The organism is Variovorax sp. AC194 (assembly GCF_979257995.1).
On sequence record NZ_OZ409823.1, the window covers coordinates 6,047,979 to 6,067,436 of the forward strand.

The window sequence follows — 19,458 nt, forward strand, 5'->3', positions numbered from 1 at the left end:
TTTTTACGGGGCCTTTAGACGGGCGCTCCTACGCTTTCGGCTTCTCCATCCGTTAGCGATTTCCTTCGATGAAACACCTTCTCCGCATCGCCCTGCCGATGCTCGTCCTCCCCACCCTCGCCGCCTTGCCGATGCTCGCGAGCGCGCAACTCAGCGGCAACGTCGCCCTCACCAGCAACTACAAGTTCCGCGGGCAGGACCAGGACATGCTGGGCCGCAACGACTACGCCAAGACCAGCGGCTTCAAGCCCGCGATCCAGGGCGGCCTGGACTACGCCTTCGGCGACAGCGGCTTCTACGTGGGCAACTGGAATTCGAGCGTCAACTGGCTCAAGGGCAACAGCCTGGAGAGCGATTTCTACGGCGGCTACAAGTTCAAGGCCGGCCCGCTCGACATGGATGTGGGTGCGCTCACCTACGTCTACCCCGGCAACTCGTCGGGCAACACGACCGAGCTCTACGGCAGCGCGGGCTACACGAACGAGGCGATCGGCTCCTTCACGCTGAAGTACTCGCACACCGTGTCGAAGGACTACTTCGGCTACGCGGGCAACAAGGCCGGCTCGGGCCTGAAGGGCACCAACACCGGCTACCTGAATCTTGCGTACAGCAAGGAGATCGCGCCCAAGCTCACGCTGAAGGCGGCCGTGGGCTACACGAACATGTCGAGCGACATCCGAAGCCTCGGCTACAGGAACTACGTCGACTACAACGTGGGCGCCTCGTACGACTTTGGCAACGGCCTCTCGCTGGCCGGCTCGGTGCAGGGCGCGAACCAGAAGAGCGCATACACCGCGGTAAGCAACCCCGGCGTGGACTTCGGCTTCGGCACCTTCGGCCAGACGACCTACTCGCCCAACAAGGCACGCTTCATCGTCACGCTGACCAAGACGCTGTAGGACCAGCAGCAATCAGAGCGCTCGTTGATCGCCGCACCCCCAGAGCGTGCCCCTGTGCGCAGGGCGTCGGGTGCTCCCCGCAGCGAAATCAAGGAGGAGGCGAAGCCGGGGGACATTCGCGGAGGGGAGCACCCGGCGCCCTGCGCACGCGCCCCGAACGCAAGCTGCATCAATCAGTCGATGCTGATATTCGCAGCCTTCGCCACCTCGGCCCACTTCACGCGGTTCTCATGCACCGTCTTCTTGAACTGCGCAGGCGACTCGATGCGGATGGTGTTCCCCTGCGCCTCGAATTTCTCGCGAATGTCCGGCTGCTCGAGCACCGCCTTCACCGCGGCGTTGAGCTTGTCCACGATCTGCGCATCCGTGCCCTTGGGCGCGAAGATGCCGAACCAGATCGAGCTGTCGAAGCCCTTGGTGCCCGGCACACCGCTGGAGGCGATGGTGGGCACCTCCTTCACCGCGGCCACCGGCGTGGCCGTCGTCACGCCCAGCAACCGCACCTTGCCCGCCTTGTAGTGCGGCAGCACCGTCTGCACCTGGTTCATGATGCAGCAGGTCTCCCCGCGCACCACCGAGGTGATGGCCTCGGGCCCGCCCTTGTAGGGCACGTGCACCATATTCAGCCCCAGGCGCGAATTGAACTCGGCGAACGCCATGTGCGTGCCCGCGCCGTTGCCTGTAGACGCATAGTTGTACTTGCCCGGGTTGGCCTTGACGAGATCGACGAACTCCTTCAAGGTCTTCACGTCGATCACGCCCGAATTGATGGTGAGCACGTTCGACACGTCGAGCACCGGCGCCACCGGCACGAAGTCCGCCTCCACGTCGAACGGCAGTTTCTTGTAGAGCGCCGCATTGCTGCCATGCGTAGCCGCGGTGCCGAACGAAAGCGTGTAGCCATCGGGTTTCGAATGCGCCACGTATTCGCTGGCGATGTTGCCGGCAGCGCCCGAGCGGTAGTCGATGATGACCGGCCGGCCCAGTTGCTTTGCGAGCGGCTCCTGGATGGTGCGGGCGACCACGTCGACGCCCGAGCCGGCCGGAAAGCCCATGATCAGCGTGACGGGCTGCTGCGGCCAGTCGTGCTGGGCGAAGGCGGCCGGCGAGGCGGCGGCGCAGAGGGCCGCGGCCAGGAGCAGCGAACGACGTGAAAACGAGGAGAAGGGAGAGGACGGAGAATGGGCCATGACTGTCTTTCTTCGGGATCGACGGTACAGACGATACAGACGGTGCAAAAAGTGGATTGTGGCGCGCGGCTCATGCCCGTTTCCCCATGAGCTTATGCACCGCGACACACGTGCACCGCACCCGCTCCCCATAATCACCCCATGGTCCGCTTCTCCCAACTGATCCACCCCGCACGCGAGCCCGCGCCCGTGCGCGCCGCCGCCACCGTGCTGCTGCTGCGCGACACGCCCGCCGGCATCGAGGTGCTGATGACCCGCCGCTCGGCCACCGCGAGCTTCGCGCCGGGCGCCTATGTGTTCCCCGGCGGCCACATCGATGCGGCCGACGAGGCCGCCAAGCGCATCGCCACCCGCCGCGCCACCCAGAGCCGCGCCCAGCGCACCCAGGCCATCGCGGCGATCCGCGAGGCTTTCGAGGAACTGGGCGTGCTGCTCGCCCACCGCGCCGACGGCAGCCCCGTGAGCGCCGAAGACATCGCCGCGATGGACCGCAACGCCACCGCGGGCACCGGCTTCGCCGACCAGTGCGCCGCGCGCGGGCTGGTGCTGGCCTCGGACCAGGTGTTCACCTTTGCGCACTGGATCACCGACCGCGACCTCCCCAAGCGCTTCGACGTGCCCTTTCTCGTGGCACGCATGCCCGAGGGCCAGGTGCCCACAGCCGACGAGAGCGAGCAGTTCGAGCCCAGCTGGGTGCGCCCCGCCGATGCGCTCGCGCGGCATGCGGCGGGCAACTTCTTCATGATCTTCCCGACCGTGCGCACGCTGCAGCGCATGGCCGCCTATGCAACGGTCGATGCGGTGCTGGCGGCCTGCGCGCCCGGCGGCAATGGCGGAACCGCCGAGGCCCCGCTCTGGACCAGCTGCCCCCGCGCCGGCCTCCTCAAGGGCGAGGACGTGCGCTACATGGAAAGCGATGCGCCCTACGGCGAGCTCGCGCTGGTGTGCCCCGACGGCCAGGTGGTGCATGCGCTCGACTGGCAGAGCGAGCAGCCGGTGGCGCTTTTGAAGAACGTGCAGCGCCTCACCGCGCCCAACCCGAGCGCCATGACCGGCCCGGGCACCAACACCTACATCGTGGGCGACGCGGCCACGGGCTACCTGGTGATCGACCCGGGCCCGAACGACTTCGACCACATCGGCCGCCTCTGGCGCGCGACGCGCGGCGACATCCGCATGATCGTCTGCACGCACTCGCATGCCGACCATTCGCCCGGCGCCGCGCCGCTGCAGGCGCTGTGCAAGGCGAAGAAACCGCCGATCCTCGGGCTGCCCTCGGCGCCGACCGCGCGCGCCACGGCGCGCTTCACGCCCGAGCGCTCGCTGGAGAACGGCGAGCGCCTCACGCTCTCGGGCACCACCGCCGAGGGCGAGCCCATCGCCCACACGCTGCGCGTGATCCACACGCCCGGCCACGCGGCCAACCACCTGTGCCTGGTGCTCGAAGAGGACGGCCTCCTCTTCTCGGGCGACCACATCCTGAACGGCAGCACGACGGTGGTCGATCCGCCCGACGGCGACATGACGGCCTACCTCGATTCGCTGGACACGCTCGACGTGGCGTGCGCCGCGGGCGTCGTCGAATTCATCCTGCCGGCGCATGGCTACGTGATCGGCTTCGCGCGCAACGCCATCGCGCACCTGAAGGCGCACCGCCTGAAGCGCGAGGCCAAGATCGTCGCGGCCATGCAGAGGCTCCCCGACGGCACGCCCGAGCAATGGCTGCCGCTCGCCTACGACGACGTGCCCGAGCGCATGTGGCCGGTGGCCGCGCGTTCGCTGGCCGCGCATGTGGCGCGCATCCAGCAAAAGCAGCAGCAACAACAGGCGGGCGCCCGATGAGGAACAACGCTCCGGAAGACGAAGGCATCCGCCTCGCCAAGCGCGTGGCGGCCCTGGCGGGCGTGTCGCGGCGCGAGGCCGAACTGCTGATCGAGAACGGCGCGGTGCGCGTCGACGGCGTGCCAGCCGTGCTGCCGCAGTCGCGCGTGCAGGCGCACCAGCAGGTCGAGATCGCGGCCGGCGCGAAGCCCGAGCCGATCGTGCCCGTCACGATGCTCTTGTACAAACCGGCCGGCATGCCGACCGACAACGCCTTCAAGCTGCTGGTGGCCGCGAACCATCACGAGCCCGAACGTGCCGGCCAGCGCTTCCTGCCCGCGCACGTGAAGGGGCAGCACTGCATGACGCCGCTGGAGACCGGAGCGAGCGGCCTCGTGGCGTACACGCAGGAGTTCCGCATCGAGCGCAAGCTCCAGGAAGATGCGGGCATCCTCGAGCACGAGGTGATGGTCGACGTGGCCGGCACGGTGGCCCCCGAGGTGCTCGCGCGCTTCGAGCGTTCGCCCGCGCGCGTGAGCATCGGCCGGCAGGCCGAGGACGGCCAGCAGACGGGCCTGCGCTTCGCGCTCAAGGGCGCGCGGCCCGGGCAGATCGCGCACCTGTGCGACCAGATTGGCCTGACCATCGTCGCGATGCGGCGCATCCGCATCGGGCGCGTGCCGCTCGCGGGGTTGCAGCCCGGCCAGTGGCGCTACCTGGCGCCGCACGAGCGTTTCTGATCGAAGAGCAAGAGAGAGAAAAAGAGAAAAAGAGAGAAGACGACGCGCCGCATGCCTCGTGCGTGCGGCCTGCCATTTCAGCAAGCGGCCCGAGCCGCCGAGAGGGAGACCGAGCCATGAACTTCAAAAGAACCAGAACCACGGCCGCCGCATTGGCCTCGACCGTCCCCCTGGCACTGCTCGCGGGCTGTAGTTTCTTCGCATCGCTGCAGCCGGCGCCCGAGCCCGCCGCGGGGTCCACCCCGCCCGCGCCGCTGCCCGCCGTGGTGTCCAGGGACGGCCTCGCGCCGATCACCGGCGAGCAGGTCGAGCGCATCCGCGAAGCCATCGGCGGCAAGACGCCCAGCCCGGCCGTGACCAAGGTGGTGCGCGGCGCGGCGCCCACCATCGAGTCGTTCGTGCGGACCGAAGGCTGCATCACCGCGCGCAACGGCGCGGTGCTCAACCCGTTCGCCGCGCCAGGGCGGCTGTTCGACGGCACGGGCTTCCAGGGCGGGCCGATGCTGCAGATGCAGTACCACGACAGGACGGCCTGCGTGACCGTCAAGCGCATCCAGAACTGGAAGATGGTGTCGCCGAAGCTGCTGCGCTTCGAAGTGGTCTACGTGGGCGACGACGGCGAGGAGCACTCGATCCGCCGCCACGAGCTGATGCGCCAGCCCAAGGGCGGGTGGCTCTTCACGCGCTGAGCGTTCTTCTTCAGGGCGCGGTCGTTGTGGTCGTCGCGCCGGCCAGCTTCTTCTGGTGGCGCAGCGCCACCGCGAACGACAACTGCGCCACGATGCCCGCCCCGGCCAGCACGAGCGCCGCGGCCAGCGCCGGGTTCGTGTGCCCCATGCCGGCGAGCGCCGTGCACAGCGCGCCCACCGCCATCTGCGTCGATCCATAGAGGCCCGAGGCCGAGCCGATGACCTGCGGGTTCACGCTGATCGCCTGCGTGAGCGCCGCCGGCGAGGCCATGCCCGCGCCGACGGTGAAGAGGAACATGGTGCCCACCGCCAGCGCCACCGAGAGGTGCCCCGCGAGCACCCCGCCCAGCAGCACGAAGGCCGCGAGCACGCTGAGCGCGTTCGAGCGGATCATGAGGCGGTCCACGCGCACGCGCTGGATCAGGTGGCTCGTGAGAAAGCTGCCGAGCCACACGCCCGACACCAGGATCGCGAGATAGATGCCCGCCTCGTGAGCCGGCCGGTGCAGCTGGTCCACGAAGATGAACGGCGCCGATGCGATGAACGCGTACATCGAGGTGGTCGCGCAACCGCCGCCGATGGAGAAGCCGAGGAACGCGGGCGAGCCGAGCAGTTGCTTGTAGTTGCGCGCGAGCGCCGAGGCATCGAGCCGCGTGCCCGGCGTGCCGGTCTCGGGCAGGAGGCGCCAGGTGAAGAGCAGCCCGACGATGCCGAGCGCGAAGAGCGCGTAGAAAATCGAGCGCCAGCCGAGCGCGGTGGCCAGCGCACCGCCCACCAGCGGCGCGATGCTCGGCCCCACCGTGACCATGAGGTTCATGAGCGCGAGGCGCCGCGTGGCCTCCTGCGGCCCGGCTGTGTCGCGCACGATGCTGCGGCCCAGCACGAGGCCGGCGCAGCCACCGATCGCCTGGAACAGCCGCGCGGTGATGAGCGAGTGCACGTCGGGCGCGAGCGCGGCGACCAGCCCCGCGGCCGAATAGAGGCCCAGGCCGAACAGCAGCACGGGGCGCCGCCCGAACCGGTCGGCCATCGGCCCGTACAGCAACTGCCCCACCGCGAGGCCGAAGATGTAGAGGCTCACCGTCATCTGCATCGCGCCCATGCCGGCGCCGAGGTTCTTCGCGGCGATGGGCAAGGCGGGCACGAAGATGTGCATGGCCAGCGTGCCGCTGAAGGTGACCAGCGCGAGCAGCCAGAGCGGCGCGTGCAGGCGTGGCGACGGCGCTTCTGTAGAGCTCATTGCTTCACGGTGGTTGTGTTCTTGTCGAGCGCGACGGCGCTGGATGCATCGGGCTCCCAGCCGCCGCCGAGCGCCATGAAGAGCATCACCTGGTCGTCGGCCAATTGCGCCTCGCTGGCCGCCAACGCCGCATCGCTTGCCGCAAGCGAACGCTCGGCATCGAGCGCGTCGAGGTATGCGGTGCGGCCGTTCTGGTAGAGCTGGCGCGCCTGCGCCGCGACCTTCGCGCTTTCGTCGCGCGAAGCCTGCAATGCGGCGCGGCGGTCGAGTTCGCGGGCGTAGGTGCCGAGCGCGGTTTCGGTTTCGCGCAGGGCGGTGAGCACGGTGCCGTCGAACCTGGCGAGCGCGCCGCGCGTGCCGGCCTCGGCCTCGGCGATGCGGGCCTGCGCGATGCCGGTGTTGGGAAGGGTCCAGGAGATCAGCGGGCCCATGCTGAAGCTCATCGTGTCCTTGCGGCCGAAGTCGGCGGCCGTGCCGGCGGACGACGCCGAGAGGCCGAGCGTGACCTTCGGATAGAGATCGGCCGTGGCCACGCCGATGCGCGCGGTCGAGGCGGCCAGGCTGCGTTCGGCCTGGCGGATGTCGGGGCGGCGGCGCAGCAGCGCCGCGCCATCGCCCACGGGCAGCGTGCCGGCCACGCGCGGGGGCACGGTGCAGTCGGCCACCTCGCGTGGAAAGTCCTGCGGCAGTGCGCCGGTCAGCGTGGCGAGGCGGTAGAGCGCGCCCTGGCGCTCGGCCTTCAGCGGCGGCACGGTGGCGTTCAACTGCTGCAGTTGCGCGCGTGCGCGGCCCGTGTCGATGGCGCCCGCGCGGCCTGCGCGTTGCAGGCGGTCGGTGACGTTCACCGCGTCTTGCTGCAGGGCGATCGACTTCTGCGCGATCTGCAGGCGAAGGCCCGTGGAGCAGGCCTCGGCATAGGCGCGCGCGGTGCCGGCGGCGACGTTCACGCGCACGAGGTCGAGCGCGGCGGCGGCGGCTTCGGTGCTGGCGCCGGCCGCTTCGATGCTGCGGCGGATCTGGCCGAACAGGTCGACCTGGTAGGAGAGCGATGCGCCCGCGCTGTAGTTGAAGCGGCTCGGCGGCTCGTAGCCCTTCTGCAGCAGCGAGAGGCCCGACACATGGCCGAACGACGGGCCGCCGCTCACGCCCAGCGTGGGGCGCTCGGCACCGGCCACTTCGGATTCGATGGCGCGTTCGCGTTCGAGGTTCGCGACGGCCTGGCGCAGGTCGGTGTTGTGCGCGAGGGCCTGCGTGACGAGCTTGTCGAGCAGCGGGTCGTGGTACAGGCGCCACCAGTGCAGGGGCAGCGGCGCGGCGTTCGCGGGCGCCTCGGCGAAGGGCTTGGCGGCGGCGGGCTGGCTGGCGAGCGCGTCGGCGGGCTGCTTGTAGTCGGGGCCGACCGCCGCGCACGCGGCGAGCCCGGCAGCCACGGCCAACGAGGCCAGGCGAAAAGCGAAGCGGGTCGTCATGGCGTCATCCCTTCTGCGGTGCGGCGGCAGCGCGGGCGGCGACACGGTCCAGCACCTGCACGGTCACGGTCTGGCCCGCCACGAGCCGCGCGCCTTCGGGCAGCGGATCGAGCTTCACGCGCACCGGAATGCGCTGCGCGAGCCGCACCCAGTTGAAGGTCGGGTTCACGCTGGGCAGCAGGTTGGCGCTGGTGGAGCGGTCGCGGTCGGCGATGCCCGCGGCCACGCTGTCGACTGCGCCTTCGAGCACCGCGCCGCCGCCCATCGGCGTGACGCGCACGCGGTCGCCCAGGTGGATGCGCGGCAGCTTGGTTTCTTCGAAATAGCCTTCGACGTAGAACGACTGCGCATCGACCAGCGCGAGCACCGGCCGGCCGGCCGCGGCGTAGCTGCCCTGGCGCAGATCGAGGTTGGTGACCAGGCCCGCGGCCGGCGCGCGCACCTGGGCGCGCTGCAGATTGAGGCGCGCCGAATCGAGCGCCACCTCGGCCTGCGCGACGGCGGCCTGCATCTGCTCGACGCGGGAGCGCGTCTGTTCGCGCGCTTCCTTGGAGACCAGTTCGTCCAGGCCGGTGTTGCGCGCGTTCTCGCGCTGCACCTGCGCGCTCATCGCGCGCTGCGCCGAGAGCGCGGCCTGCGCCTGGCGCACCGCGAGGTCGTAGCGCGCGCGGTCCACCTCGAACAGCAGCGTGCCGGCGGCGACCGACTGGTTGTCCTGGATCGGCACGGCGGTGACCAGGCCCGACACGTCGGGCGCGATCTGGACCACGTTGGCGCGCACGCGGCCGTCGCGCGTCCATGGCGCGAGCTCGTAGTGGTCCCAGAGCCGGAAGCCGGCCCAGACGGCCGCGGCCACCACGGCCACGGTGAGGAGGACGCGCACCAGGCGCTGTACCCGGGGGTTGTCTGCGGAAGAAGAACTGGCTGTCATGGGAATCTCTTCGTCATTGAAGGTGGGAGGTGAGGCGGCTGAGCGCATAGAGCAGCAGCAGGTAGAGCGCCATGTCGAACAGCGCCGGGTGCCACACCCAGCGGTACAGGCCCGTGGCCGCGAGCAGGCGGCGCACGCCCCAGAGCGCGACGAGCGCGCCAGCGGCCAGCACCATGAGCCATGGCACGTAGAGGCCGTAGAAACTGGCTTCGCCGATCATGCGGAAGCTCCTTGAAGCACTTGGGGAGGGACAGCGGGAGGGACCGCGGCCAGCGAAGGCGGCGCGTCGGGGAACAGGTTGCGGCGCAGGCCCACCAGCGCGGTGACGGCGGCGCGCGATGCCAGGGAGGTGTCGCGCGCGGCGAGCACCGCGTGGAGCGCCTCGTCGATCTGCGGCAAGAGGCCTTGCGGGCGCGGCGTCATGCGGCCCTCGCCGCGCTGGCGGAAGAAGCGCGCGATGCCGCCCAGCAGCGCGGCCGAGGTGGCCAGCGGCAACTGCGCGCGCACGCGCTGCAGCACCGCGATGTCGGCGCCCATGCGCAGGTCGCGCAGCGCATCGTCGGCGGCCACGCCCTCGACGCTGCCGCCGGCCTGCGCGATGCGCGGCGCGAGCAGGCCGATGCGGTCGAGCATGCGCACGGCGTAGGCGTCGCTCTGCGCGTACTGCGGTTGCGACGACGCGGCCATTTCGCCGAGCTCGCGCCAGGTCGCGCGCTGGATGCGGCGCGCGCTCCAGTCGGCGCCCACCGAGCGCACAAGGCGCGTGACGCGCGCCGCGACCACCACGCCGACGACCTGGCCGATCATGCTGTTGATGAAGCTCACGAGGTCGGCGCTGGCGGTGTCGTGCATGGCGAGCGTGCCGGCCACGCCGAAGACCATCGCCATCGCGGGCATGAAGTGCGTCGGCCGCGGCAGGTACAGGCCCAGCAGCAGGAAGAGCGGCGCGCAGATCGCGACCAGCATGCCGAAGTCCTGCACCGTGGGCATGAGCACCAGCACGTAGACCGCGGAGATCGGGATGGACCACAGCGTCCACTTCAGGAAGCCGTGGATCGCCGGCACCGGGTCGTCCATGGTCGCGAAGAAGCAGCAGAAGACCGCGGCCATCATGGTGGCGGCCGAGCCCATGGTCCATCCGGTGACGATCCAGAACGCGCCGCACAGGCAGATGGCGATGACGGCCGCGAGCGCGGAGAGCAACGCCATGCCGTAGTCGCGGTGCAGCGCGCGGCTGCCGAGCGCGGCGGTGCGGCGCAGCGGGGCAGCGCCCTTCAAGCCTTCGTCGATATCGAGGCGCAACTGGGCGCAGGCGGTCCAGCCGTCGACCAGTTCTTCGAGGCGGCCGGCCAGGCCGATGCGCAGCGCGCGGCCCCAGGCGGTGGGTGGTGCGCCGGTGTCGGATGGCGGTGTGGCGCTCAGTGCGGCGACCGCGTTGCGCAAGGCCTGCAGGCGTTCGGCGCGCGGGATGCCCTCGCTCGTGGGCTCGGCTTCTTCGCGCAGCCATTGCGCGGCCTGCGCGAGCACGGCGGCCACGTCGGGTGCGAGCGCGCCTTCGGCCTGTTCGAGCGCGAGCAGCCGGTCTTCGACGGCCGAGAACGCGGGCGTGAGCGCGGCGACGCGGTCCTGCATCGCGCGGATCGCGCCGGCCGTCCAGCGCAGGTGCGTGGTGTCGAAGGGCACGTGGGTGGAGAGCAGGCGCAGCTGCGTGATGTCGCCCGCGAGGCGGCGGCGGTCGGCATCCAGGCGCCTGGGCTCGGCATCGCTCTTGCGGCCGACGGGCTGCAGCAGGTCGCCGAGCCACTTGCGCGCGTCCGCCAGCGTGCGGTCGAGCAGGCCCAGCACCGTGGGCGCGAGGCCCGTGGGCAGCACGAGGCTGTGGACCAGCGTCGCGCAGAAGATGCCCAGGCCGATTTCCTCGACACGCGCGACGGCCGTGTCGAACAGCACGAGCGGTGTCTGCACCGACGGAAAGCCGATGAGCGCGGCCGTGTAGCCCGCGAGCATGAAGACGTAGGAGCGCGGCGTGCGGTCGAACAGCGAGATGCACAGGCACAGGCCCACCCACAGCGCGAGCACCAGCGTCAGGAGTTCGGGCGCGTTGGAGAGCGCGGGCACGAGCAGCACCGTCGCCGTGCTGCCGATCAGCGTGCCGACGAAGCGGTACACGGCCTTGGAACGCACCGCGCCTGCGAGCGGATGCGCGACGACGTAGGTGGTCATCAAGGCCCAGAACGGGCGCGGCAGCCCGGCGCGGCTCGCCAGGTACATCGCGAGCATCGCGGCGGCGAAGCTCTTGACGGAGAACAGAAGCTCCGCGCGGCTGAAGCGCGGCAGGCGGAGCGCGGTCATCTACTTGCGCCCTTCCTGCGTTGCCGGGGCGTTGCGGCCGAGGCGCTCCTGCAGCGTGGCGAAGACGCGCAGGCACGCGGCGATGTCGTCGTCGCCGATGCCTTCGAACAGCGTGCCGCGCATCTCGCTCAGTGCGGCTTCGATGGTGGCGCAGGCGGTCACGCCCGTCGGGGTGAGGTGCAACGTCTTGGCGCGGCGATCGGCCGGGTCTTCCAGGCGCTGCACGAAGCCCGCCTCGACCAGCTGATCGACCGAGCGCACCAGCGACGGCCCTTCGATGCCGAGCACCTCGGCCAGCACGCCCTGGCGCATGCCGTTGCCCATGCGGCCGATCATCACGATCGGCCAGGCCAGGGTCTGCGACACGCCGACGTGGGCCACCGCCTTGTCGGCCGCTGCACGGTAGGCGCGCTGCAACGTGGACAGCGACATGCCCAGGTGCATGAGCGCGTGTTCGCGGGTCTGGGTGTTTCTGGAGGCGGGCACTTTGGATAGCAATTAGTTAGCTTGCTATCGATTATACGGGTTAATACCGATCCGTGCAGCGGCCACGCTGGCGCCCGCCTCGGGCGCCGGAAAACCGGTCAAAGAAAAAACGGGGGAAAGAAGAAAAGTGTGAAGCCCGCCGATAAGCCGGATTCTGTGCACCGAAGGCCTCTTGCGAAGCCCTCGGCGTGACCGCCATTACTCTGGGCCGTTTGTCGCCAAACGGCTCGATGCCACCTACCCGCCAGCTCAGCGGAACCACCTCGATACTGGCCTACTTGGTGTTGCTGCGCGCAGAGATTGCCCGTTTCACCCGAACTCAATCGGCTCGTCTCTGTTGCTCTGATCCTCACCTCACGGTGGAGAGTCGTTAACTCCTGCGCTGTCCTGTGCAGTCCGGACGTTCCTCCAGTGCGGTCTTTCGACACGATGCCCGAAGGCAGATCGTCCCTTTCGGGCTTGCACCAGCGGCGGTCTGGCGTGCTTCACAGGGCGATTATCGCCCGGCGCGCCGATGGCCCGGCGCAGCGCTACGGCGTGCCCGCGGCGAACACCTCGATGGCGATGAGGTTCGACACCGAGCGCCCCTGCTTCACCTCGCCCGGCACCACCAGGCGCGCCACGCCGTTCGCGCCCAGCGGCGCGGCGTTCATCTCGTAGGCGATGAGCGCGGTCTTGTTGCCGAAGCCCGGATCGATTTCGCCCAGCGACACCGCGGCCCTGTAGCCGTCGCTGCCGGTGGCCACCGCGTACATGCCGAGCGATGCGTTCTTCCCCGCCGGCAGGCGCAGGCCGATGCCGTTCAGCAGCGTCCAGAGCGTGACGCCCTTGTAGCTGTTGGGCCCGACGGTGACGCTCGTGGCCGGGAGGCCCTGCAGCGCGGTGATGTCGAAGCTCATCGGCGTGTTCACCTGGCCCGAGACCGCGAAGCCCGAGGACACGCCGCCGCCGACACCGGCCGTCGCCGCCGGCGAGGCGCTCACGTCCAGCCGCGTCATGTTCGAGACGTAGCGCCCGCCCTTGATGTCGCCCGGCGCAGTCACGCGGAACGGGCCGTCGGTGGCGTTCAGCGGCGCGGAGGTGCCCGCGGTCGTTTCCGCGTACGCGACCACGCTCTGCTTGTTGCCGAAATCCGGACTCAGCTCGCCCAGCGTGAAGACCACCTTGTAGCCATCGGCGCCGGTGGCCAGCACGTAGCGGTTGAGGATGTCGTTCTTCGGCGTGGCATTGGTCTGGATGCCCGCATCGCCGAGCAGCGACCAGAGATCGGCGCCCGTGTAGGTGTGCGTCTGCGCGCCGCTGCCGCCGCTGGTGAAGGTCACCGTCTGGGTGACGGCCGCGCGCGCCGCGAGGTCGGCCACGGTGAAGCCCGCCGGGCGGTCGAGGGCGCCGCCCACCTGGAGCGCGGGCGCCGGCGGCGGTGCAGGAGGTGGGGGAGGCGGTGGTGGTGGCGGCGCGGGCGCCGGTGCGGGCGGCGGCACGATCGGAAAGAACGTGCCCCCGTTGTCGCCTCCGCCACCGCAGCCCGCCAGCGCGAGCGCGGCAACCCCCGAAACAAGTCCTGTTGACCAGCGCATAGCTCGAATCTCCATATCGATATATTTATTCAGACACAGCGAAATTCGTGCGCCGGCCCTGTAACCCGCCGGCCTTGCCGGACGAACTAAAGACGTAAACGCCGAAATCGCCGGAGCGAATGTACATCGCTATGTTCCAACGGATACATCGAAAGTGCGTTTCCGCCAACTTTCCATGAAAGGGCTGTCATGACGCAAACCACGGGACGCCGCTTCGCCATCGCCGCCGGCGCATCGACGCTGGGCCTGGCCATCGCCCACGCATTCGGCTGGGGCACGCGCCCGGCCGAGGCGGCCGAGACTGCGGAAGCGGCGAAATTCGAAGTCACTCATACAGACGCCGAATGGCGCAAGCTGCTCGATGCCAACGCCTACGCCGTGCTGCGCAAGGAAGGCACCGAGCGGCCCTACACGAGTCCGCTCAACGACGAGCACCGCGCCGGCAAGTTCGCCTGCGCCGGCTGTGCGCTGGACCTGTTTTCCTCCAAGACCAAGTTCGACAGCCGCACCGGCTGGCCCAGCTTCTGGCAGCCGCTGGACAACGCCGTGGGCCAGACCGAGGACCGCACCTTCGGCATGCTTCGCACGGAGGTGCACTGCCGCCGCTGCGGCGGGCACCTGGGCCACGTGTTCGACGACGGCCCCAAGCCCACGGGCCTGCGCTACTGCATGAACGGCGTGGCGATGAAGTTCACGCCGGGCGCGGCCTGATCAGGCGGTTGCCACATCGTTCGAGGAACGCCGGAAACGCCCCGGCGTGATGCCCGCGTGCCGCGCGAACGCGCGGTTGAACGCGGCCTCCGAGCGGTAGCCGACTGCCTCGCCGATGCTGGCCATGTCCTGTGCGCCCTGCCCGCCCTGCCCGCCTTGCGCGAGCAGGCGCGACGCCAGCTCCATGCGCAGCGTCGTCAGGAATTCGAGCGGCCCGGTGCCCACGCGCCGCGTGAATTCGCGCGCGAAGGTGGCGCGCGAAAGATGGCAGCGCGCGGCCAGCGACGCCACGGTCCAGGGCGCCTCCGGCTGCGCGAGCATCGCCTGCAGGCCTGGCGCCAGGCGCGGGCTGGCCATGAGGCCGAGCACGCCGGTGAGCTCGGGCCGCGTCTCCAGGTGCGCGCGCACCGCCAGTGTGAACAGCGTGCCCGACAGCTGCGCCACGATGGCCGCGGCGCCGGCGCGCTGCTGCGCGATCTCCTCTGCCATGAGTCGCACCAACCCTTCGAGCCACGCGAACCCGGGGCGGTCGGCGAAGGCGATCACCATGGGTTCGGGCAGCGCCTCGAGCAGCACGCTGCGCCGCCGGCCGGGGAATTCGAACTCGCCGCAGAGGATGTCGGTGTCCGCCTTCTCGGGGCGCCGCAGATTGGTCTTGAGATCGATCAGCTCGCCCGTCCGCAGCCGGATCGCGCGGCCCTCGCCTTGCAGCCCGGCGGTGCGCAGCACGTGCGCCGGCCCGCGCGGCAGGATGACGAGGCTGCCCGCCTCCAGCGGCACCAGCGTGCGGCTCTCGGGCAGCCAGAGCTCGCAGCGCCCGCGCAGCACGATGTGAAAGGGCGCGCGCCACGGGCCGATGGCCGCGTGCGGCGCCGCCCAGTCCTCGCCGAACAGGCAGTGCAGGTCCATGCGGCCGCGCAGGCCCAGCCAGTCGACCAGTTCGCTCAAAGGATCGGCGTGCGGGTTCATTTGAGACGATGGAGCAATTTCCAGAGGCTGTGGAGCATTCAAAATCTTACCTCCGGCGCCCAGAATGCATTCAACGATCTCCCGATCCTCCTTTCAGGTGAAAAGAATGACTTCCGCGCGTGCCCCCATTCCCGTTTCCTATTTCGGCATTGCCGTCGGTGCGCTGGCGCTGGGCGGTGCCTGGCGCGTCGCGGTGCCGCTGTGGCATCTGCCGCAGGACATCGCCCATGTCGCGACATGGAGCAGCCTTGCGGTATGGCTCGCGCTGCTGGCGCTCTACGCCCACAAGTGGCTGCGCCACGGCGACGCCGCGCGCGCCGAGATGAACCACCCGGTGCAGTCGTCGTTCGCCTCGCTGGTCCCGCTGGCCAGCATGCTCGCGGCGATGGCACTGCTGCCCTACGCGCGGGCCGTGGCGATGGCCGTGTTCGTGGTGTCCATCGCCGCGTCGCTCGCGCTCGGCTTGTGGCTCTACGGGCGCTCATGGCAGGGAGGGCAGGGCGGACTTGCGCCCGAACTCGTCACGCCGGCTTTCTATCTGCCGGCAGTCGGGCAGAACTTCGTGGCCGGCACCGCCGCGGCCGCTTTCGGCTGGCCGCAACTGGGCATGTGGTTCTTCGGCGCGGGGCTTTTCTCGTGGCTGGCCATCGAATCGCTGATCCTGGGCCGCGCGGCGACGCAGGCGCCGCTGCCCGAGGCGCTGCGCCCCGTGCTGGGAATCCAGCTCGCACCGCCGGTGGTGGGCGGCGTCACGTACATGAGCCTGAACCACGGCGCGCCCGACCTGTTCGCGCAGGTGCTGCTGGGCTACGGCCTCTTCCAGGCGCTGCTGCTCCTGCGCCTCTTGCCGTGGATCGCCAGGCAGCCCTTCACGCCGTCGTACTGGGCCTTCACCTTCGGCGTGGCGGCGCTGCCGACGCTGGCCATGCGCCTGGTCGCGGCGGGCGCCACGGGGCCTGTCGAATGGGTCGCGCCGGTGGCCTTCGCGGCGGCCAACGTGATCATCGGATTCCTGGCGTTCAAGACGCTCGCGCTGCTGCTGCAGGGGCGCCTGTTGCCGGCTGCAACACCCTTGCGCTGAACGGGTCACGGGCTGGTCTCACAATGCGCGCTGTCCGCCTGAACAACCGCATAAGGAGATCCATTCCATGAAGGCCCAGAACATCCTCCAGACCATCGGCAACACGCCGCACATCCGCATCAACCGGCTGTTCGGCAATGCGAAGCAGCAGGTCTGGATCAAGTCCGAGCGCGCCAACCCCGGCGGCTCGATCAAGGACCGCATTGCGCTGTCGATGGTGGAGGACGCCGAGAAGTCCGGCGCGCTCAAGCCCGGCGGCACGATCGTGGAGCCCACCTCGGGCAACACCGGCATTGGCCTCGCGATGGTGGCGGCCGTCAAGGGCTACAAGCTGATTTTGGTGATGCCCGACAGCATGTCGATCGAGCGCCGCCGCCTGATGCTGGCCTACGGCGCCACCTTCGACCTGACGCCGCGCGCCGGCGGCATGAAGGCCTCCATCGCCCGCGCCGAGGAAATCGTGGCCGGCACGCCCGGCGCGTGGATGCCGCAGCAGTTCAACAACCCCGCCAACGTCGAGGTGCATGTGCGCACCACGGCCGAGGAAATCGCGGCCGATTTCCCCGACGGCATCGACGTGATCATCACCGGCGTGGGCACGGGCGGCCACATCACCGGCGTGGCGCGGGTGCTCAAGAAGAAGTGGCCCAAGCTCCAGGTGTTCGCGGTGGAGCCGGTGGCCTCGCCCGTCATCTCCGGCGGCGCGCCGTCGCCGCACCCGATCCAGGGCATCGGCGCGGGCTTCATTCCGAAGAACCTGGACACCTCGCTGCTCGACGGCGTGCTGCAGGTCGATGCCGAGCCGGCGCGCGAAATGGCCCGCCGCTGCGCGCAGGAAGAAGGCATCCTCGTGGGCATCTCCTCGGGCGCGACGCTCGCGGCCATCGCGCAGAAGCTGCCCTCGCTCGCGCCCGATGCGGTGGTGCTGGGCTTCAACTACGACACCGGCGAGCGGTACCTGTCGGTCGAAGGCTTCCTGCCGGCCTGAGTCCGGGCCCGATTCGGGCCTGAATTTCGGTGTCACGCCAGCTATCGCTTTCATAGCGCCCCGGCGCGTAAAATCCCCGGTCTGCTTGATAAACACAAGCCACCGCCATGCTGAGAATCTCCGAACTCAAACTCCCGCTCGACCACGCGCCTGAAGCGCTGGTCACCCTGATCGCCCGGACGCTGGACGTCCCGCTCGAAGCGATCGCTTCCCACACCGTCTTCAAGCGCAGCTTCGACGCGCGCAAGGTCGACCTGCTCACGGTCTACATCTGCGATGTGCAGCTGGCCAATGCGAAGCTGGAAGCCGCATTGCTCGCCAAGCACGCCGGCCATCCGCACATCCAGCCCGCACCCGACATGCGCTACACGCCGCCGGCCGATGCGCCCGAGGGCACGAGCCGTCCGGTGGTGATCGGCTTCGGCCCCTGCGGCATCTTCGCGGCGCTGATGCTCGCGAAGATGGGCTTCAAGCCCATCGTGCTCGAACGCGGCAAGACCGTGCGCCAGCGCACCCGCGACACTTGGGGCCTGTGGCGCAAGAGCGTGCTCAACCCCGAGTCGAACGTGCAGTTCGGCGAAGGCGGCGCGGGCACGTTTTCCGACGGCAAGCTCTACAGCCAGATCAAGGACCCGCGCTTCCTCGGCCGCAAGGTGATGGAAGAGTTCGTGAAGGCCGGCGCGCCGCCCGAAATCCTTTACGTCGCGCATCCGCACATCGGCACCTTCAAGCTGGTGAAGGTGGTGGAGAACATCCGCGAGCAGATCGTCGCGCTCGGCGGCGAGATCCGCTTCGAGCAGCGCGTGACCGACGTGCGGATCGAAGACGGCCAGCTGCGCGGCCTCACGGTGCTCGACCAGACCACCGGCCAGTCGAGCGAACTGCGCGCCGACCACGTCGTGATGGCCCTGGGCCACAGCTCGCGCGACACCTTCGCGATGCTGCATGAACGCGGCGTGTACATCGAGGCCAAGCCCTTCTCCATCGGCTTTCGCGTGGAGCACCCGCAGGGCCTCATCGACCGCGCGCGCTGGGGCCGCCATGCGGGCCACCCGCTGCTCGGCGCGGCCGACTACAAGCTGGTGCATCACGCGAGCAACGGCCGCTCGGTCTACAGCTTCTGCATGTGCCCGGGCGGCACGGTGGTCGCGGCCACCAGCGAGCCGGGCCGCGTGGTCACCAACGGCATGAGCCAGTACTCGCGCAACGAGCGCAACGCCAATGCGGGCATCGTGGTGGGCATCGATCCGAAGGACTTCCCCGGCGATGCGCTCGCGGGCATCGCGCTGCAGCGCGAGCTCGAATCGAACGCCTACGTGCTCGGCGGCAGCAACTACCACGCGCCGGGCCAACTGGTCGGCGATTTCGTAGCCGGCAGGCCCTCCACGGCGCTCGGCAGCGTCGCGCCCTCGTACAAGCCCGGCGTGACGCCGACCGACCTGCGCGAAGCGCTGCCCGCCTACGCCATCGAGGCGATGCGCGAGGCCTTCCCCGCCTTCGGCCGCAAGATCAAGGGCTTCGATACGCACGACGCCGTGCTCACCGGCGTGGAGACGCGCACCTCGTCGCCGATCCGCATCACGCGCGGCGACGATTTCCAGAGCCTCAACGTGCGCGGCCTCTACCCCGCGGGCGAAGGCGCGAGCTACGCGGGCGGCATTCTCTCGGCAGGCGTCGATGGCATCAAGGTGGCCGAGGCGGTGGCGCGCAACGTGCTCGCCGCGGCCGAACGCGAGCGCACGGCGAACGCCTGATGCAGCCCACCTCTTTCGCGCGCCCCACCGCCGGCCAGTTCGCCGTCGCCACGCTGGCGATGGCCGCGGTCGTGCTCGCCTCCAACATCCTGGTGCAGTTCGCGCTCAACGACTGGCTCACCTGGGGCGCCTTCACCTACCCGGTGGCGTACCTCGTGAGCGACCTGGTCAACCGGCGCTTCGGCCCCGGCATGGCGCGCCGCGTGGCGTGGGTCGGTTTCGCGGTGGCCATCGTGGCTTCGCTGCTGCTCGCGCCGGTGCGCATCGCACTCGCTTCGGGCCTGGCCTTCATCGCTTCGCAGCTGCTCGACATCCGCGTGTTCGACCGCCTGCGCCGCGGCCTCTGGTGGCGCGCGCCGCTGGTGGCCACCGTGATCGCGGCGGTGCTCGACAGCGTCGTGTTCTGGGGCATCGCGTTCGCGGGCACCGATGGGCCCTGGCTCACCTGGGCCGCGGGCGATCTCGCGGTGAAGCTGGGCGTGGGCGTGCTGATGCTGCTGCCGTTCCGGCTGCTGATCGGCCGGCAGGCCGCGCGCACCTCGGCCCTGAGTCACTGAGAGC

The 19,458-nt window shown here is 69.8% G+C and carries 18 protein-coding genes and 1 other RNA gene; 9 read left to right on the forward strand and 10 right to left on the reverse strand.

Going from position 1 to position 19,458, the window contains the following annotated elements:
- Nucleotides 1-68: 68 nt before the first annotated feature.
- A complete protein-coding gene (locus ACZYRS_RS28670) occupies nt 69-899 on the forward strand; it encodes a TorF family putative porin (protein WP_463421918.1) in 831 nt (276 codons plus the stop codon).
- A gap of 173 nt (nt 900-1,072) precedes the next feature.
- Here ACZYRS_RS28670 and ACZYRS_RS28675 read toward each other — a convergent pair whose 3' ends face one another.
- Nucleotides 1,073-2,089 (reverse strand): Bug family tripartite tricarboxylate transporter substrate binding protein, encoded by a 1,017-nt coding sequence (locus ACZYRS_RS28675; protein WP_463421919.1) that lies wholly within the window; start codon nt 2,087-2,089, stop codon nt 1,073-1,075.
- Nucleotides 2,090-2,230: 141 nt separating this feature from the next.
- Between ACZYRS_RS28675 and ACZYRS_RS28680 the strand changes: the two genes are divergently transcribed.
- The 3 genes from ACZYRS_RS28680 to ACZYRS_RS28690 all read left to right on the forward strand — a co-directional run bounded on the left by ACZYRS_RS28680 (nt 2,231) and on the right by ACZYRS_RS28690 (nt 5,339).
- Complete coding sequence (locus ACZYRS_RS28680; protein ID WP_463421920.1) at nt 2,231-3,931, forward strand: MBL fold metallo-hydrolase; 1,701 nt, start codon at nt 2,231-2,233, stop codon at nt 3,929-3,931.
- Nucleotides 3,928-4,650, forward strand: a complete 723-nt coding sequence (locus ACZYRS_RS28685) for an RNA pseudouridine synthase (RefSeq protein ID WP_463421921.1) — start codon at nt 3,928-3,930, stop codon at nt 4,648-4,650. Before ACZYRS_RS28680 ends, ACZYRS_RS28685 begins: the two co-directional genes overlap by 4 nt.
- 116 nt (nt 4,651-4,766) lie before the next feature.
- Nucleotides 4,767-5,339 (forward strand): hypothetical protein, encoded by a 573-nt coding sequence (locus ACZYRS_RS28690; RefSeq protein WP_463421922.1) that lies wholly within the window; start codon nt 4,767-4,769, stop codon nt 5,337-5,339.
- 10 nt (nt 5,340-5,349) lie between these two features.
- Here the strand turns inward: ACZYRS_RS28690 and ACZYRS_RS28695 are convergent, their stop codons facing one another.
- From ACZYRS_RS28695 to ACZYRS_RS28730, 8 genes are all read right to left on the reverse strand, one after another.
- Entirely contained in the window at nt 5,350-6,579 is a 1,230-nt protein-coding gene (locus ACZYRS_RS28695; RefSeq protein ID WP_463421923.1) for a multidrug effflux MFS transporter, read from the reverse strand.
- Nucleotides 6,576-8,048 (reverse strand): efflux transporter outer membrane subunit, encoded by a 1,473-nt coding sequence (locus tag ACZYRS_RS28700; RefSeq protein WP_463421924.1) that lies wholly within the window; start codon nt 8,046-8,048, stop codon nt 6,576-6,578. The genes ACZYRS_RS28695 and ACZYRS_RS28700 overlap by 4 nt, the downstream gene beginning before the upstream one ends.
- Before the next feature lie 4 nt (nt 8,049-8,052).
- Nucleotides 8,053-8,979 carry an efflux RND transporter periplasmic adaptor subunit gene (locus ACZYRS_RS28705; protein WP_463421925.1) on the reverse strand — a complete coding sequence of 309 codons (927 nt, stop codon included), beginning with the start codon at nt 8,977-8,979 and terminating at the stop codon, nt 8,053-8,055.
- 13 nt (nt 8,980-8,992) lie between these two features.
- Nucleotides 8,993-9,199 (reverse strand): DUF1656 domain-containing protein, encoded by a 207-nt coding sequence (locus tag ACZYRS_RS28710; protein WP_198786247.1) that lies wholly within the window; start codon nt 9,197-9,199, stop codon nt 8,993-8,995.
- Nucleotides 9,196-11,331 carry an FUSC family protein gene (locus ACZYRS_RS28715; protein ID WP_463421926.1) on the reverse strand — a complete coding sequence of 712 codons (2,136 nt, stop codon included), beginning with the start codon at nt 11,329-11,331 and terminating at the stop codon, nt 9,196-9,198. Before ACZYRS_RS28715 ends, ACZYRS_RS28710 begins: the two co-directional genes overlap by 4 nt.
- A complete protein-coding gene (locus ACZYRS_RS28720; protein ID WP_463422552.1) occupies nt 11,332-11,775 on the reverse strand; it encodes a MarR family winged helix-turn-helix transcriptional regulator in 444 nt (147 codons plus the stop codon).
- A 169-nt stretch (nt 11,776-11,944) separates the two neighbouring features.
- An RNA gene (gene rnpB / locus ACZYRS_RS28725) (RNase P RNA component class A) lies at nt 11,945-12,304 on the reverse strand.
- Between the two features lie 43 nt (nt 12,305-12,347).
- Nucleotides 12,348-13,394 (reverse strand): molybdopterin-binding oxidoreductase, encoded by a 1,047-nt coding sequence (locus ACZYRS_RS28730; RefSeq protein WP_463421927.1) that lies wholly within the window; start codon nt 13,392-13,394, stop codon nt 12,348-12,350.
- A gap of 189 nt (nt 13,395-13,583) precedes the next feature.
- Here ACZYRS_RS28730 and msrB point away from each other — a divergent pair, with 189 nt between their 5' ends.
- The gene (msrB, locus tag ACZYRS_RS28735; protein ID WP_463421928.1) at nt 13,584-14,105 is read left to right on the forward strand and encodes a peptide-methionine (R)-S-oxide reductase MsrB; all 522 of its coding nucleotides are present in this window, start codon (nt 13,584-13,586) and stop codon (nt 14,103-14,105) included.
- Here the strand turns inward: msrB and ACZYRS_RS28740 are convergent, their stop codons facing one another.
- Nucleotides 14,106-15,053 carry a cupin domain-containing protein gene (locus ACZYRS_RS28740; protein ID WP_463421929.1) on the reverse strand — a complete coding sequence of 316 codons (948 nt, stop codon included), beginning with the start codon at nt 15,051-15,053 and terminating at the stop codon, nt 14,106-14,108. It lies immediately after the preceding gene.
- Between the two features lie 127 nt (nt 15,054-15,180).
- Between ACZYRS_RS28740 and tehA the strand changes: the two genes are divergently transcribed.
- From tehA to ACZYRS_RS28760, 4 genes are all read left to right on the forward strand, one after another.
- Entirely contained in the window at nt 15,181-16,155 is a 975-nt protein-coding gene (tehA, locus tag ACZYRS_RS28745; RefSeq protein ID WP_463421930.1) for a dicarboxylate transporter/tellurite-resistance protein TehA, read from the forward strand.
- A gap of 67 nt (nt 16,156-16,222) precedes the next feature.
- The gene (gene cysK, locus ACZYRS_RS28750; RefSeq protein WP_042578971.1) at nt 16,223-17,143 is read left to right on the forward strand and encodes a cysteine synthase A; all 921 of its coding nucleotides are present in this window, start codon (nt 16,223-16,225) and stop codon (nt 17,141-17,143) included.
- Between the two features lie 107 nt (nt 17,144-17,250).
- On the forward strand, nt 17,251-18,897 hold the full coding sequence (locus ACZYRS_RS28755) for an NAD(P)/FAD-dependent oxidoreductase (RefSeq protein ID WP_463421931.1): 1,647 nt from the start codon (nt 17,251-17,253) through the stop codon (nt 18,895-18,897).
- A complete protein-coding gene (locus tag ACZYRS_RS28760) occupies nt 18,897-19,454 on the forward strand; it encodes a VUT family protein (RefSeq protein ID WP_198786253.1) in 558 nt (185 codons plus the stop codon). The genes ACZYRS_RS28755 and ACZYRS_RS28760 overlap by 1 nt, the downstream gene beginning before the upstream one ends.
- Nucleotides 19,455-19,458: the final 4 nt, after the last annotated feature.